This is a genomic window from Pantoea sp. QMID4, assembly GCF_030270445.1.
Classification (GTDB): domain Bacteria; phylum Pseudomonadota; class Gammaproteobacteria; order Enterobacterales; family Enterobacteriaceae; genus Pantoea; species Pantoea vagans.
Window position 1 is genome coordinate 72,562 of record NZ_BSXL01000004.1, and the last position, 14,894, is coordinate 87,455.

Annotated in this window: 15 protein-coding genes; 11 read left to right on the top strand and 4 right to left on the bottom strand. The window is 52.7% G+C overall.

Annotation, left to right across the window (positions count from 1 at the left end; translation table 11 throughout):
• The first annotated feature begins 213 nt into the window (after positions 1–213).
• The gene (locus QSK07_RS10085; protein ID WP_285720788.1) at positions 214–1,650 is read left to right on the top strand and encodes a sugar porter family MFS transporter; all 1,437 of its coding nucleotides are present in this window, start codon (positions 214–216) and stop codon (positions 1,648–1,650) included.
• Between the two features lie 51 nt (positions 1,651–1,701).
• Positions 1,702–2,124: a PTS mannitol transporter subunit IIA gene (locus QSK07_RS10090; RefSeq protein ID WP_285720787.1), complete on the top strand. Its 423-nt coding sequence runs from the start codon at positions 1,702–1,704 to the stop codon at positions 2,122–2,124.
• Positions 2,125–2,811: 687 nt separating this feature from the next.
• Here QSK07_RS10090 and QSK07_RS10095 read toward each other — a convergent pair.
• Positions 2,812–3,426 (bottom strand): LysE family translocator, encoded by a 615-nt coding sequence (locus QSK07_RS10095; RefSeq protein ID WP_285720786.1) that lies wholly within the window; start codon positions 3,424–3,426, stop codon positions 2,812–2,814.
• 117 nt (positions 3,427–3,543) lie between these two features.
• On the opposite strand from QSK07_RS10095, the gene QSK07_RS10100 reads away from it, so the two are divergent.
• The gene (locus QSK07_RS10100; protein WP_285720785.1) at positions 3,544–3,996 is read left to right on the top strand and encodes a VOC family protein; all 453 of its coding nucleotides are present in this window, start codon (positions 3,544–3,546) and stop codon (positions 3,994–3,996) included.
• Here QSK07_RS10100 and QSK07_RS10105 read toward each other — a convergent pair.
• A complete protein-coding gene (locus QSK07_RS10105; RefSeq protein ID WP_285720784.1) occupies positions 3,965–4,597 on the bottom strand; it encodes a LysE family translocator in 633 nt (210 codons plus the stop codon). The genes QSK07_RS10100 and QSK07_RS10105 overlap by 32 nt on opposite strands.
• Entirely contained in the window at positions 4,594–5,331 is a 738-nt protein-coding gene (locus QSK07_RS10110) for a YqcI/YcgG family protein (RefSeq protein ID WP_285720783.1), read from the bottom strand. Before QSK07_RS10110 ends, QSK07_RS10105 begins: the two co-directional genes overlap by 4 nt.
• A gap of 158 nt (positions 5,332–5,489) precedes the next feature.
• On the opposite strand from QSK07_RS10110, the gene QSK07_RS10115 reads away from it, so the two are divergent.
• The 8 genes from QSK07_RS10115 (at position 5,490) to idi (ending at position 12,778) form a co-directional block, all read left to right on the top strand.
• Positions 5,490–6,416: a LysR substrate-binding domain-containing protein gene (locus QSK07_RS10115; protein ID WP_285720782.1), complete on the top strand. Its 927-nt coding sequence runs from the start codon at positions 5,490–5,492 to the stop codon at positions 6,414–6,416.
• A gap of 155 nt (positions 6,417–6,571) precedes the next feature.
• Positions 6,572–6,817, top strand: a complete 246-nt coding sequence (locus tag QSK07_RS10120) for a Y-family DNA polymerase (protein WP_352230962.1) — start codon at positions 6,572–6,574, stop codon at positions 6,815–6,817.
• 153 nt (positions 6,818–6,970) lie between these two features.
• On the top strand, positions 6,971–7,330 hold the full coding sequence (locus tag QSK07_RS10125; RefSeq protein ID WP_285720780.1) for an EexN family lipoprotein: 360 nt from the start codon (positions 6,971–6,973) through the stop codon (positions 7,328–7,330).
• A 265-nt stretch (positions 7,331–7,595) separates the two neighbouring features.
• Positions 7,596–7,865 (top strand): DUF2778 domain-containing protein, encoded by a 270-nt coding sequence (locus QSK07_RS10130; protein WP_285720779.1) that lies wholly within the window; start codon positions 7,596–7,598, stop codon positions 7,863–7,865.
• 2 nt (positions 7,866–7,867) lie between these two features.
• Positions 7,868–8,095 (top strand): hypothetical protein, encoded by a 228-nt coding sequence (locus QSK07_RS10135; protein WP_285720778.1) that lies wholly within the window; start codon positions 7,868–7,870, stop codon positions 8,093–8,095.
• Positions 8,096–8,892: 797 nt separating this feature from the next.
• Positions 8,893–10,002 (top strand): suppressor of fused domain protein, encoded by a 1,110-nt coding sequence (locus QSK07_RS10140; protein ID WP_275219831.1) that lies wholly within the window; start codon positions 8,893–8,895, stop codon positions 10,000–10,002.
• A gap of 191 nt (positions 10,003–10,193) precedes the next feature.
• Positions 10,194–12,089, top strand: a complete 1,896-nt coding sequence (locus tag QSK07_RS10145; protein WP_285720776.1) for a methyl-accepting chemotaxis protein — start codon at positions 10,194–10,196, stop codon at positions 12,087–12,089.
• A gap of 146 nt (positions 12,090–12,235) precedes the next feature.
• Entirely contained in the window at positions 12,236–12,778 is a 543-nt protein-coding gene (idi, locus tag QSK07_RS10150) for an isopentenyl-diphosphate Delta-isomerase (protein WP_275219829.1), read from the top strand.
• Between the two features lie 363 nt (positions 12,779–13,141).
• On the opposite strand, the gene QSK07_RS10155 is transcribed toward idi, so the two are convergent.
• On the bottom strand, positions 13,142–14,617 hold the full coding sequence (locus QSK07_RS10155; RefSeq protein WP_285720775.1) for an MFS transporter: 1,476 nt from the start codon (positions 14,615–14,617) through the stop codon (positions 13,142–13,144).
• Positions 14,618–14,894 lie beyond the last annotated feature (277 nt).

Consider the following 14,894-nt stretch of genomic DNA (forward strand, 5'->3'; position numbering starts at 1 on the left):
CAATGAAATGTGAATGGCTTCACACCTATCAATCAGAGTGCCTGTAAAAGCAATTTCCGTCATTGGAATAATAGTTTCATTGTAAGTTAATTATAAAACGAACAATGCACAGGCATTTTTTTAAACACTGCCTGCTGACCGCGAACGAGCAGCCCGCTGATTGATACTTATACAGGGCTGCCTGAAATTTTTTACAGCCAGGATGAGATGATCATGATGGAAGAGAAATTGCCCAGACAGTCAACGGCCGTTCCGAACAATACATCCAGCCCCAACATAAAACGCATTACGCTGGTCTCAACTATCGGGGGCCTTTGCTTTGGCTATGACACGGGTGTCATTTCCGGCGCGTTGCTCTTTATGACGCGTGATTTAGGCCTCAGCCCGACCGCAGAAGGCATCATTACGTCTTCTCTTTTATTCGGGGCCGCTTTCGGCTCTTTGTTCGGGGGAATGCTGTCAGACCGCCAGGGGCGCAGAAAAAATTTGCTGTGGGTAGCCGTCATTTTCGTCTTCGGCGCGATTGCCACATCCCTGGCCTGGGACGTTACCTCAATGCTCGTAGCGAGATTCATACTGGGTCTTGCTGTCGGGTGCGCTTCGGTCACGGTGCCGGTGTACATTGCCGAACTTGCCCCCGCAAATCAGCGGGAGAGGCTCGTCACGGTCAATGAACTCATGATTGTAACAGGTCAGTTCCTCGCATATTCAGTAAACGCCGGCATTGTTAATGCCTATCCTGAACTGAGTAATAACTGGCGTCTCATGCTGGCCATTCCGGCCATCCCTGGCGTATTGCTGTGGTTTGGCATGATGATGATGCCGGAATCCCCGCGATTCTTTTTGCAACGAGGCAAAGAAGCAGAAGCACGGCGTGTTTTAGCAGGCGTGCGCAAACCTGAAGAGATAGACAAAGAGATCAGCGACATCCGCAACATCATTGCTCTGGATAAAAATCACCTCTCCATTCGTAAAGAACTCAGCAAGAAGTGGGTTATCCAGCTGATCTTCATAGGGCTCATGATTGTTCTGGCTACCCGCGTAACGGGGGTTAATACCATCATGTATTACGCGCCAACCGTTCTCAAGTCGACTGGGCTTGGAGATGCGGCTGCGGTCACTGCTGCCGTAGCAAACGGCCTTATCTCAATCGTTGCCACTATTCTGGGTATGGCTATCATCGGCAAACTGCCACGGCGTAAAATGTTCCTGAGTGGACAGATTGGCGTGACAATCGTGCTGATACTGATTGGACTGGCCTTCAGGCTCTGCTTTCATACTGAAGAGCATAATGGCGTCAGTGTGTTACAGGGTAATTTTGAAGGTGCCAGCTATATCATACTGGGTCTTATGTCGCTGTTTCTGGTCTTCATGCAGGGCTGGATCGCACCGGTATTCTGGCTAATGCTTTCCGAAATCTATCCCCTGCGCATTCGCGGTCTGGGCATGGGTATCGCCGTATTCGGCCTGTTTGGTTTTGATTTTATCATTCAGTCTCTCTTCCCGATCATGCTGAACGCCTGGGGGGGTGGGGCGACGTTCGGCATCTTCGCCGTATGCAACGTGGTCATGCTGGCGTTATTATTTAAATTCCTGCCTGAAACGCGTGGGCTTTCGCTTGAAGAAATTGAGCGCAAGTTCAGGCAGTAAGGGGCATATTGCCTGGACCCGAATTGACTACGCCACAGGAGATTTAAAAAAATGATAGTTACCGAATCAGACATCACGCTTAACTGCTCAGCCAAAAACAGAGATGACGCGCTCAGGCTGGCAGATTATGAACTGGCCAGGAAAAGATCCGTTGCCGCCGGTTTTTACGATGCGCTTGTTCAGAGGGAAAAGGAATTATCAACATGGATTGGGGCGGGTGTGGCTATGCCGCATGTGAATCGCCGTAACAGCGCGCTGGTGCTACGGAGCTGCTTTCACATACTTCAGTTCCCTGACGGTGTAAAATGGGATAAAGGTCACGTCGCGTTTGTCGTGGTGGTCGTTGCCTCAAAAGACAATGAGCACATTGATATACTGGCCGGCCTGGCGTCACTGATGGACGATGAGCGTCGTGTAGAGCGTCTGTCTGTCAGCACATCAGTGAAAGAATTTATTGAAATCCTCAAGTCGTAGCTGCTATTTTCCGGCCTCAAACCTGCCACACTGGCAGGTTTTAATCTCTATGCGCTTTGGCACTAAAATAATGACAGGCGCGCCTCAGCGTGGTGCTGCCCGGCATTTCAGTCGCATCTGTAAGCCGAAGGTTCTGAACCTCACAAACGACCAGTCACTCACTCGTCAGGAATTCAATGACAGCCAGCAGCCTGAACTCTGGAGTATCCGGCTGGCGCCGAAGACTTGCCAACCATGACAAATGCGATTGCGAGATCCGTTAACTCTGTCGGCAGGAGGGACAACACGCCGGTCCGGCCGTCGAGATCGTCATCAGCAGCTTTCAACGTACTTGCTGTACATTTATCGGGTCGCGTTTATCAATGTCGGATTTGAGCGCAAAAGTACCAACTTCCGCTTCTCGCTCATAGCGGACCATCCCCTCCTTGATTAAGGATAGCATTGCATCGAGCCATTGAACTCACAGCCAAAAGCGGACGTTTCCAGCATCTGCGAGCACTAATCGGTGGAGAGTAAATCTCACCGCATAATAATTCAGATGCTCCGTAATCTTCATGGCCGTTTTTCAGGATTCTGGCCGGAAAAAGGTGCCGGAAACGCTTCGTTAGCGGCAGGAACGCGCTGAAGGCCTCTGCGGGGGTGCCGGAAAATAGTCTTATGTTAAAACAAGGCGATGCAGAGAGCTTTCTATAAACGGATAACAGCGTGTACAGAAAAGGCAATAAGCAGCATCCCACCGGCAATGTTGACGTATTTTTTAAGCATCAGGTGATTTGTTTTTTTTACTGAATTTACTGAAAAGACCAGCGTTCGGCTGACGGCTAAAAGCCAGACGCTCATGACCACTATATGTACTGAGGCCAGCGTCAGATAGTTGCTAATGCCCCCCTGTTTTCCTGCAAACTGTGAAACAACGGTCAGGTAAAAAATGATGGCCTTGGGATTTAATACGTTAGCTATCCACGCTTCTCTCAGCGTTACCGAATGCTTTGTCTCAGTGACACTTACGGAATTTGCCCTTATACCGCTGCGGATGAGCATTATTCCTAACCAGAGAAGGTAGGCGGTTCCTGAAATCTTCAACACAGCAAACGTCGCCGGAGAAGAGATGATCACTGCGGTTATACCAAGCCCGATGAGGAGCGCATGGGTGTATATGCCCAAAGCTGTCCCGGCAAGAGTTCTGATTAATCCTTTGCGGCCGCCGGCAAGAGCACTGCTCATAACAAGAGTGAAGCTTGCTCCTGGTGAAAGTGCGACAGGGAGAAGCGCCAGCATAAATCCAGGAAGGTTTATATCCATAGGGTTCTGATAGTAAGTGACGCTTCGCTATGTTGCCAGCCGAAGCGCTTCGTAACAGCACTTTTATGTTTAAAGAGGGTGTCCGGGCTGTTGTGCCTGAAACCTGACGGAGCAGAAATGAGAACGCAAAAGCGATGCATAGGATACGTGGCGATCATGTTCGACGACTACAACCGCGCGATCGAGTACTACACCGACAAGCTGGTCTTTACCCTGGTTGAGGACACGCCGCAGCCTGGCAAACGCTGGTTTGTGGTGACACCGAATCCGGAAAGCGACTGTAATCTCCTTCTTGCTCGCGCCTCAAACGAGCGGCAGGAGAGTTTTATCGGGAACCAGTGCGGCGGGCGGGTATTCCTGTTTCTGCAGACCGACGACTTCTGGCATGGCTACAACGCCATGAAGGAAAAGGGCGTCCACTTCTGCCAGGAGCCGCGGGAGGAGGAGTATGGGATGGTGGTTGTGTTTGAGGACATCTACGGCAATCACTGGGATCTTTACCGGAACGCACTGACCTGTTTCCTTTTTTCAATCACGCTTAAAGAAAGTGATTATCAGCCAGTTCAGTGATGTTGTAGATGATGCCAGCTCCCGCCACGACAAGAAGAAAAAGTGATGAAATCATCTCTATTTTTCTGCCGTGTTTCTCAGGTATCCATCTTTTAACCGTCAGTATATAAAGCGAGAGAATGGCAAAATCGAAGATTATCCATACTACGCACAGCGTGAAGACACCGGTCGTAAAATCACGCGTTACCGCAATAAACTGCGGGAAAAAAGAGACGAAAAAGAGAATGTCTTTGGGATTAGATAATCCTGTAACCAGCCCACGGAGAAAGCCACCCCGGATTTCTCCGGACGGTGCCGGTGTTTCTGAACCGCCCGGCAGCACGCTGAATATACTCTGTAAAGCGGTGTAACCCAGGTAAACGGAACCGGCTATGCCGAGAAGGCTGAGCCATACCGGGGAGAGAGAAATCACCCCCCTGAGCATCAGCGTCGCCACAGCAATAAGTATGAGTGATGCGCCGTTAGTTCCCGCAGCGGTAGCAAATGCGCTGCGGTATCCATATCTGGCCGCCGTGCCTGTAATCAGCGCGACAACCGGTCCGGGCGTCAGCAGCAGCATCATTACTGACAATATATATGCACTCAGGAGGGTCATGTTCATTGCGGTTTTTTATCCTTATGAATATGCAGCGGGCACCGTGACGGATTCAGCGAGCCGGGTTCACTGAGCTGATATTGCTTCCACTCAAGACTGCCCTCATCGCCATAGAAACCGAGTTCGGATGGAACGTAACCGTTGTTGTAATTGCAGACACGCGTCCGGATATTTTCCCTGATTTTGATTCCTTTGGGATCGTTCTGGCTGGCCAGAATATCAAAATGGGCTCTGGGATTAACGACGAAAACGGCGCGTTTACCCAGATTCCGGCTCCTGAGCTGGTTATGTCCGGGACAACTGATGTTAAAAAAGAATTCAGTACCACCGAAACAGAAAGACCAGGCGCTGTCATCAGGATTCAGAGGAATATGGGATGGCCAGTCGTGTGTATCATGATCGTGGAGTGCCTGTAGCTGCTGCCAGCCAAACTTCTGGGCTGCCTCAAAAGAGTTCAGGCCGCGCCGCTCAAAAATCATCAACAGCGTACTATAAAGCCTTTCTGCTTCTGGCACTTGCCTGGTACGAATTGTCAGGCTCTTCATGACGGCCACAAGATCTGCAGTAGTGTTTTCCTCACCGATCAGGCCAAACAGCAGCGTTTCCGATTTCCAGGCATGGCGCGCAAAGAGACAGGGAAAATCCCGGTCGCTGAGCCGTGCGACGACATCGCGAAATCCGTCGATCTGCCCGTTTCTGTCAGGACAGACATGCTCGGTATCCCTGCTGATCATGGCCATGTCAGACTGCCTGATAATGGCTCCATTCCTGAGAAGCGTATCTTCCACGATAATCCCTCCGTTTATTTTTTCGGGCAGGATTATTCACCCGGCCCGAGCGGTTGAAAAACGGATAAAACTCGCGCTTAATGTGAGTAAAACTCACAGAAGGAATTGATATGTCTCTGCCACCGCTCTATGCACTACGGGCTTTTGAAGCTGCAGCAAGATTCAACTCCTTCAGTAAGGCCGCAGAATTACTCAATATTACGCCAGGCGCGGTCAGCAGGCATATCCGCACTCTTGAGGCATGGTTTGACTGCGAACTGTTCAGGCGAAACGGGCCGCGTGTAAGAGTGAGTGAGGCGGGGCGCACTCTGGCAGCACAACTTACAGAAGGGTTTATAAGCATAGAGCGGGCCTGCAACGCTTTCAGAAGCCACAGCCAGTCTCTGCGCCTGAAAGCTCCCTCAACGCTAACCATGCGGTGGCTCCTTGACGTACTTAATGGTTTCCGTCATCACCATACAACCCCGGGGATCGAAATCACCAGCGTCTGGATGGACACTGACGAGGTGGACTTCAGCCGCGAGCCTTATGACTGCGCCATTCTTCTCGGGAATGGTCATTTTGGTGAGGGTACGGAGAGCAGGCTGCTCTTCAGAGAGTGGCTTATCCCGGTATGTTCTCCCGCAATGCTTTCCAGCGCACAAATCTCCCTTCATGACTGTGATCTTATCCATCCATCCCCTGACCGCCGTGACTGGCGGAGATGGCTGAAAAGGACGGGGCACTTCACGGGACTCAGTATCAGTGGAGGGAAAGTTTTTGATACCCTGGAGCAGGGTAATCTTGCTGCCCTGAGCGGTCATGGTGTTTCCGTAGGAGATCTGCTTCTGAGCACCGAGGCGATCAGGAGTGGGCTGCTTTCGCTTCCTTTTCCGGAGGCTGTAGCTACAGGAGACGGGTATTACCTTGTGTGGCCGGAAAACTCGGTGATAAAGAAAAATGTAGAAATTCTGCTGACATGGCTATCAAGCCACATACCTCAGCTGCCTGATGAAAATCTTCTTTATCATGATACTGGAGAGGAAAATATTTCATGAGTATGATTTTCCCGTTGAAACCATCTATTCACGCAGTACGCGCAGCGGTAACTTTTTCTGTATTAACTTACAGGCCATCATTCGGGTAAGTCCATTCTGAATGTGAAAATACAACCTTTTACTTTTCTCTTTCACAGACCCGCAAATTAACAATAATTTCTGTAGATTTTCCATTCCACATAAACGGCGATATGAGTAATCGTATGATGTCGATTCCTGGGGAGATGGCATCTGGTCAGGAAATTTATTCGATCGATGAAAGCTTTTTAGACTGCACCGGTATTACCAGTTACATGCCATTAGAAGAGTTTGATCGTCAGATGCGTAGCCGTGTTAAGAAAGAAACTGGATTAGTCATTGGCGTAGGTTTTGGCCCTGGTGACCTGCTCCCCGTTGAATAAGACACCTCAATGTTAGTCATGTAGTTGTTGGAGCTGCGAACTTCCGCTCCTCGCTCATAGCGGACATTGTTTTTGACAGTCCCTGCTTCATTCGTTCGAGCGCACTACTGGTCTGTAACTCCGGCCGCAATTAATTCTCTAAAGGGAGAACTGATGAAAAAAGGACTGCTTTCACTGGTTTTGCTGGTCACCACGCTGCTTACCGGTTTCGATGCTGGCGCGAAGGGTATTGATTGGTATAAAGCGCATGACGCGGTGCGCAAAGCTAAATATGAGGAATGCACAAATGCCTCTGATCCACGCGGTGCCGAAGACTGCCGCAATGCCATTGATGCCGCTGTCTATGGCGGCTCTTTTACAAAGAGTCCCAATAAAATTGGTAAATTCAGACGAGCCGCTGCCAGGCAGTTTTTTTGCCCTTCTGCGGGCACAGGTATAACGTCCTTTCTGTCAGCCACTCAAAGGCAGATGCCGGGCACAATTGACATTGCACTATCAAAAGACAACATTTAATTTTAGCATTCATTGGTCCTACTATATTCGTACATAAAGAATGGAGTTCTCATGTCATATAGCTGCTATTTTCTTCTCAATCGCCGTGAAATGGCGAGCCTCAACTGCCCTGGTATTGGTACATTTCCTGCTTTCTCTGGTCAGAAAGAAGGCCGCAATAATCCAGAAAAAAAACGTACCTGATATAGGCCCAATATTTCGTGGCCGTTAATTTATTGTAGAAAGACCTTCAGGCGGAAGATTGGGACCGTTTAGAGAACGATTGTTGAAAGACATATACGGTACGGATTGTTCAACATGGTTTGGACTCTTTCGTGACGATGGGAAAATTGATGACTACACGTTTGTTCAGGGAGTTAAGCGTGGCAATTTCCGTCTGCACCCTATTGGGCCATTAGGGCTGAGTGAAGGCTGCATTACTCTTCAACACCCAATTCAGTTCAATTACATGCGCGACATGTTCCTGAAATCCGGCCCGACGTTGAACATTCCAGGTAGCCAGCTCAAAGCCTATGGAACGATAAAGGTATACTAACGATGCGCATTATTTTACTGGGTTTACTGTTTGTTCTTGGTGCGATAGCAATCTCAAAGGCTATTGCTGTCATAGTGCCGGTTACATTCTTCTATGCCATCGCCGGTATGTTCAATATCAGTGGCGATGAAGCAACCATCGATTTTGTACTTACAGCCAATATCATTCTTTCTGTCATGATGTCTTTTGTACTGGTATGGGTGCTGAAAGGTTTGTTCAGAAAACATTGAGCGTGGCTGTATGAGTATCATTGGTCAGAAAATTGACTCTGTTATCAAGATATCCTGGGAGTAAAGTGACTTGTTTGTGACCATACACTTTCATTTATCTTCAAAGTGTTCCAGAGACTGGCAGATTAGGATAAGAACAATGCGTTTAGAAATGTCAGAGAAACATCTGGCAGAAAAATGAAGGCAGTGAGTGCAGAAAAACGAAGAAGTGCAGTCAGAGTAGCGTGCGAACTTGCTGTTCAAATCTTTCCGGTAGACCTGCCTGTAGTGAACGAATCACTGAGGCAACGTCTATCAGTATATAAGCTATCGTTCGAGCAGGTTTCAAAACTGGAATGGCTGGCCGCGCAGTCAGATGAAGAATATTTCAACCTGCATGATAGTCAGAACGAAGAGATGTAATTAAATCCTCAAGCTTTGCATTTGTTTAGCCAGGCACGTGCAGTATCAGCTATCGCTTGTGCCGGGAGAGAAGATTCAATTGAGTCAGCAACCGAAGCAATTTATGAAGCAGCTTCAACCATTAATGATGGACTGGTTTTGAACGCAGTCTTTTCGGTTCTGTCAGCGATTTAACCGACAGCTATATCATGGTTCTGCAACGTCCGCTCCTCGCTTATACCGGGCTTTAAGGCTAACAATGGCCACACTTCCAAAGCTCAGCACTTCACCAAAAATCTCACCACACCTCCAACTCCCACACTTTGAGATTTTTACCCTTGTCTCAAATGGCGGCAGCCAGGATCCTGCTCTATTCTCGGGGGAAAATGGATTCCTCCAGGCTTTGTCGAGGCACTATGACGTACAAATCCCTGATTGCTGAAGTCCACAATCAGCAGCGCACCCTGACCGCCATTGTCGAACAGGATGAGCGCACCGCCTATTTTTACATCTGGCCTACCGACCTGTTCCGCAGTCAGTATGCGGTGCGCGGCTGCTGGCTGCGAAACCTGCTGCCCGCGCCAATGCAGGAAGATCGCGAGGCGATGGAGCAGGGCATCGCGCCGCTGCTCAGCGCCGGGTATTGCCGTAATCTGGAAGCGGAACCCGCGCTGGACCCGGCGGGTCTGCAGGTGCTGTGGGAGCCTTCTGATGATGGCGCAGCGCTGTGGTATTACGGCCAGCTGCTGGCGGTAATCCCCGGCTGGAGTCTTTATCAGGAGAAGCAGGTGAGCTTCTCTGCGGGCTGCATCAAAAAGAACCGGCTAACGGCCCCGCTCGGGTCGGCATCGACCAACGACTACTACGCCCGTGCGGAGCATCAGCGTCAGTTCTGGCGCGAATGGCACGACGGCAGCGAGTGGGACAGGGTCCAGCAGGATCTTATGGCCTGCTATCAGGCGCGCTTTGGCGAGTCAGTGAAATATTACGCGATCGATCAGGGCAGCTGGCCGCCGATGGCGATCTCGCAGCACTGGCATCAGGGCGTCTGGTATTTTCTGACGCTTGGCATGAGCATCCGGCCCATGCCGCAGGTCGATTACCTGTTCGATGAGCTGGCACCGCAGTATCGCCGTATCGAACTGGGCATGGCGGTTGACGGTGAAATCATGACAGAAGGCAACGCGGTGCAGATGGCGAGTGCACTGGCGGAGTTTGTGCATCTGCCGTGGGCGCGGCTCACCTGGCTGGGTGAGGGCCATACGCTGGCATCGGAAGTGGCACCGGTCGGCTTTGAAAGCTTCCTGCTGGCGAATGAACTGGCAACCGAACAGGCGCAGTTTAAGCTACCCAAGCGCGATGGCGATCGACCTGCTTTGCTCTGGACGACGCCTGTCACCGAAGCGGAGCGTCAGTTCGCGCAGGCCGATGAACATGGCGGCCAGAAGTTACGGGAGTTGTTAACAGCGGAGGGCAACGATCACGTCTTCCGTCCGCGCCAGCAGGTGATTAACTCCGAAGAGTAGACCAGCAATAACGCGCCTGTTCACGCTATCCCCGACAACAGTCGGGGACGTGATAGTCCCTCCCTGAAATTAAATTTTTACAAAAATCAAACATTTCTCAAATATGTGATCCCGCTCATCTCAAGTTCCTGTTTAGCGAGCCGTTAATCCGGATCAGGCAATCGCGCCGCACCAGGTTCAGGGGACCAAAGATGTTTAAAACAACACAATCCCGCTTCACCGCAACAATGATCGCGTTCTTTGTTGCGCTTTTACTCGTTACAGTTTGGGTCATCAATCAGTTCGTCGCGCCACAGCTGGTCGACAGCGAAAGTCGTCTGGTCCGCTATCAGGTCGATTCACTCGCCTCCGGCATCGTTGAACAGATGAACCGCGTGCAGGCACAGCAGCGTGCGATTACCGAAGCCGCCTCTGTCATGGACAGCGCCACTATCGACACCCTGTTACCGACGCTGGTGAACCAGTATCAGGACAGCAACGTGTTTGGTGGCGGTATCTGGCCACTGCCAAACCGTCGCGATCCGGCCAAAGAGAAAGACAGCAGCTTCTTTGCCCGTAATGCCAGCAATGAACTGCAGGCCAACACCTACTGGAACTCCGACGCCGCCGACAAATACTGGGAGCAACCCTGGTATAAAGATGGTCTGGCTGCCGCGAAAGGGCAGTGTGCCTGGGCAAAAGCCTATCAGGATGCCGCCAGCCCGCAGCCACGTACCAACTGCGCCATGGCTATCTACCGCAATGGCTCGGCCTGGGGTGTCGCTACTATCGACGTGACCCTGGGGTTCTTTAACCAGCTGGCGAAGCAGATGGGTGAAACTATTCACGGCAACGTGCTGATCGTCGAAGCCGACGGCAAAGTCGTGGGCAATGGCGCGCTGGTGAATGCCGCGCCGAAGCTGGAGAACCTGGCTGACGTGCAGATGCCGATGGCCGCACCGCTGAAAACGTTGCTGAATGGCGTGGGCAATCAGCCGCTGGAAACGACCTATGACAGCAGCGAAGGCGAGCAGACGCTGTTCGTGCAGGCCATTCCTGGCAGCCCGTGGTATCTCGCCAGCAGCCTGCCGACCAGCCTGCTGAAAGCGCAGTCGCACAACATGCTGACCCGCCTGGGCCTGGTGCAGATCCCACTGGCGGTGATCCTGCTGCTGGTGTCGCTGGGCTTTGTCCGCGCCATGATGAAACGCCTGAACGTGCTGAACAGCAACATCGAAGCGCTGTCGACCGGCGGTGCAGATCTGACGCAGCGTCTGCCAGCCAGCAACAGCCCGGAGTTCAACGCCGTCGCGCAGAGCTTTAACCAGTTCATCAGCTATCTGCAGGGACTGTTGCAGCAGGTGGGCGACAGCGCACTGGCGATTACCGCTGCCTCGCGCGAAATTGCCAGCGGCAACGCCAATCTCTCCTCCCGTACCGAAGATCAGGCCAGCTCGATTGTTGAAACGGCCGCGTCGATGGAGCAGCTGACAGGCACCGTGCGTCAGAACGCCGACAACGCCACTCACGCTAACCAGCTGGCGGGCGATGCCTCGCAGGTGGCCGCACGTGGTACGGAAGTGGTTCGTCAGGTGGTCACCACGATGGGTGAGATTCATCACTCGTCCCGTAAAGTGGTCGACATCATCAGCGTGATCGACAGCATCGCTTTCCAGACCAACATCCTGGCACTCAACGCCGCGGTAGAAGCTGCCAGGGCCGGTGAACAGGGCCGTGGTTTTGCGGTAGTCGCATCGGAAGTACGTAATCTGGCACAGCGTTCAGCTAACTCGGCGCGTGAGATTAAAAAGTTAATCGAAGAGTCAGTGGCAAACATCGATACCGGCAGCGCGCTGGTTGAGCAGGCGGGTCAGACCATGGATGAGCTGATGCAGGGCGTGAGCAGTGTGACCACCCTGATGAGCGAAATCATGTCCGCCAGCCGCGAGCAGAGCATGGGTATTGAACAGGTTAATGTGGCGATTACCCAGCTTGATGGCACTACCCAGCAGAACGCCGTGCTGGTAGAGCAGGTTTCCGCTGCCGCGCAGGCGATGGAATCGCAGAGCACCCAGCTTGAGCGGGTGGTTCAGAGCTTCAGACTGTAATTCCTCTCCAGGCCAGCGTTGCTGGCCTGATTTCCTCTCTGCTTCATCTGCTTCTCTTAGCCTGAGACGCGCAAAAATTCCGCGAGGTTCCACCCGGACTGCTTATTCTGTGCCAGAATAGTTGGGAATAATCTCAAGGAAACGCCATGTCTGCTATTGAAGTTATCCTCGTTGACCACCTCGATCGTCCCACCGGCAAAATGGAAAAGCTGGAAGTGCATGAAAAAGGATTACTGCACCGTGCGGTGACGGTTTACGTCTTCAATTCCCGGCAGGAGCTGTTACTGCAGCGGCGTGCCAGCGATAAATATCACTGTGGTGGCTTGTGGAGTAATACCTGCTGTGGCCATCCTTATCCACATGAATCGACCCGCGACGCCGCCGGGCGCCGTCTGCGTGAAGAGATGGGGATGATCGTGACGCTGACGCCGGTATTTGAACTGAGCTACAACCTGAAGCTGAGCAATGGCCTGACCGAGCATGAATATGGTCACGTCTTCTTTGCCGTCTGCGACAGCCTGCCGCAGCTGAATCCCCAGGAAGCCGATGCCTTCGATTATCGTCCGATGGCGCTGATTGAGCAGCAGATGCAGCAGCAGCCACAGCAGTTCACGCCGTGGTTTTTGCATACCTTCCCGCGTATCCCGGACTATCTGGAGCAGTTTCCTTTCCCGGCCGTAACGGCATAAAAAAACCGCACCGAGGTGCGGTGAGATTGTTGACAAAGTCCGGCCCGGTAGCGGTAAGTCCGAGCCATCGATGGGAACACGGTCAGATCGGAAAGACGCAAAACCGCCATCCATGGCATGCTCGGCCCGCGCGATTACGCACCTCATCCCTGAGGTGCGCCCGTAACCGGGCCAACGCGTTGCGTTGTTCAAAACGCTCCCGGCGTTTTTGTCCGTGGCGCGGGACGCTTTCCTCCTCTGACCGTGTTCCCTGAGCATTGAGCTTATTCATTGCTGCCAGACTCACCCTGATTTGGGTTTGTCAGCAGTCTGACCGCACTGAGTTGCGGTTTTCCTGCGCTCTATTTACGCCCTGACCGCTGTTTAACGCGGCAGCTCAAAATCCTCTGCATCCACATCATAGCCCGATGGTTCCCAGCGGATCGCCAGCAACGCCAGCAGTCCGGCCAGCGGGGCCAGCAAGATCACCCAGAAGACGCCGGTGCCCAGTGCCGCGACCAGTACCGGGAACAGAAACAGCGAAACGGTCGAACTGCCGCGCATCAGCGTCTGGTTGAAGCCGACGCCCACGCCGCGCAGCGAAGTTGGGTAGCTCAGCGACGCAAAAGTCATAGTGTGAGAACCCGGCCCGAAGCCCTGACCAAACAGGAACAGCGCCAGCATGCCGATCGCCAGCGCGGCTTCCTGACCGCCTTCCGGTCGACCAATCAGCGCCAGCCCGAGCAGTGCCACGCACTGACAGCCATAACCCGCCACCGACATTTTCCACGCACCCAGACGCGGCACCAGTCGCACCGCCAGAATCCCGCCGACAAAGGCGAACAGCAGATTCAGCGCCAGCGACACCAGAATGGTGGTGAGCATCGACTGAGCAAAGAAGCTGGAGATAATCACCGGCAGACCAAACGCCACCGCGTTATAAGCAAATGACGAGGCGATAGAGGTGATGGTCGCCAGCAGCGTGCGGCGGCGATAAACACCCTGCAGCAGCGCGCCATAGTTGCGCCAGCTCGCCCTGCGCACCGGTGTGGCAGCGGTCAGCCCGGCGTCGGGTGCCACCTGCGCGTTGATGCTCCAGGCATTGCGTAAAATCGCGGCGGCCCCTTTCAGATCGCCCTGATTAGCCGCCCATACCGGCGATTCACTCATGTAACGGCTGCGGATGGCGATGATAACAATCGCCGGAACGGCCCCAAAACCGAGGATCAGCCGCCAGAGCCAGTCGGTGTGGCTTTCAGGCAGCACCGCATAAAGCAGCAGCACCAGCAGATAGGAGATACTGATCGCCGCGTACCATGTCGGACACCACATCGCCACGCTGGCGGCTTTATTACCCTTGCCGCGCAGCTTAGAAAACTCCGCCAGAAATGCCATCGCCACCGGCAGATCGATCCCGACGCCCAGTCCCATCACAAAACGCGCGCCAGCCAGCACATACTCATTCGGGGCAAACGCACAGGCGATAGCCGCCACCACAAAAAAGAACATGTCGGCCATAAAGACCCGATAACGGCCGATTTTGTCGGTGAGATAGCCGCCAATCAGCGCGCCGATGATCGCGCCGAAGGTGATGGCCGAGGCGACCATGCCGGTGCCAGTCGGAGTGAGACTAAACTCGCGCGTGATGTCTTTAATCCCAAACGCCAGCGCACCCAGGTCGTAGGCGTCAAGAAACACGCCTCCCAGCGCAATCGCCACCACAATACGGGCATTGTTACGGGCGCTGTCGCCGCTGTTCACTAAACGGGAAACGTCAGCTGCGCTGCGAATCCATTGTGTTTCGCCACCGGGCGAACTCCCTGCTGTTGCCACATGGGCGGAAGAGGTCAGGTCGGACATGATGTTGTACGTCTTTTATTATAAAAACAGATTTTCGAGAATAGCCGTTTAGACGCCCAGACGTAAATTCATTTCGGTTATAGATAATAATTTTTTAATCCCAAATCGTTATCTCTTCGCGATAAAGTCAGCTGCATCGCCGCCGCGCCAGGCTACGCTTTTAAGGCAGATTATTTCCGCTGCACGCTTTGTCAGTCTTTCTCTCAGCGGCAGGCGAGCAGCCTCAACGCTAAGGCGTCCCATGCCTTGCGAGTCATCACGCGAAAACATCATGTAA

What these genes read in the sequence shown, in the direction of transcription:
- idi (WP_275219829.1), top strand. Translation starts at nt 12,236, where the DNA reads ATGTCTGCTATTGAAGTTATCCTCGTTGACCACCTCGATCGTCCCACC.
- QSK07_RS10095 (WP_285720786.1), bottom strand. Translation starts at nt 3,426, where the DNA reads ATGGATATAAACCTTCCTGGATTTATGCTGGCGCTTCTCCCTGTCGCA.
- QSK07_RS10115 (WP_285720782.1), top strand. Translation starts at nt 5,490, where the DNA reads ATGTCTCTGCCACCGCTCTATGCACTACGGGCTTTTGAAGCTGCAGCA.
- QSK07_RS10155 (WP_285720775.1), bottom strand. Translation starts at nt 14,617, where the DNA reads ATGTCCGACCTGACCTCTTCCGCCCATGTGGCAACAGCAGGGAGTTCG.
- QSK07_RS10145 (WP_285720776.1), top strand. Translation starts at nt 10,194, where the DNA reads ATGTTTAAAACAACACAATCCCGCTTCACCGCAACAATGATCGCGTTC.
- QSK07_RS10085 (WP_285720788.1), top strand. Translation starts at nt 214, where the DNA reads ATGATGGAAGAGAAATTGCCCAGACAGTCAACGGCCGTTCCGAACAAT.
- QSK07_RS10090 (WP_285720787.1), top strand. Translation starts at nt 1,702, where the DNA reads ATGATAGTTACCGAATCAGACATCACGCTTAACTGCTCAGCCAAAAAC.
- QSK07_RS10125 (WP_285720780.1), top strand. Translation starts at nt 6,971, where the DNA reads ATGAAAAAAGGACTGCTTTCACTGGTTTTGCTGGTCACCACGCTGCTT.
- QSK07_RS10140 (WP_275219831.1), top strand. Translation starts at nt 8,893, where the DNA reads ATGACGTACAAATCCCTGATTGCTGAAGTCCACAATCAGCAGCGCACC.
- QSK07_RS10100 (WP_285720785.1), top strand. Translation starts at nt 3,544, where the DNA reads ATGAGAACGCAAAAGCGATGCATAGGATACGTGGCGATCATGTTCGAC.
- QSK07_RS10135 (WP_285720778.1), top strand. Translation starts at nt 7,868, where the DNA reads ATGCGCATTATTTTACTGGGTTTACTGTTTGTTCTTGGTGCGATAGCA.
- QSK07_RS10110 (WP_285720783.1), bottom strand. Translation starts at nt 5,331, where the DNA reads ATGGCCATGATCAGCAGGGATACCGAGCATGTCTGTCCTGACAGAAAC.
- QSK07_RS10105 (WP_285720784.1), bottom strand. Translation starts at nt 4,597, where the DNA reads ATGAACATGACCCTCCTGAGTGCATATATATTGTCAGTAATGATGCTG.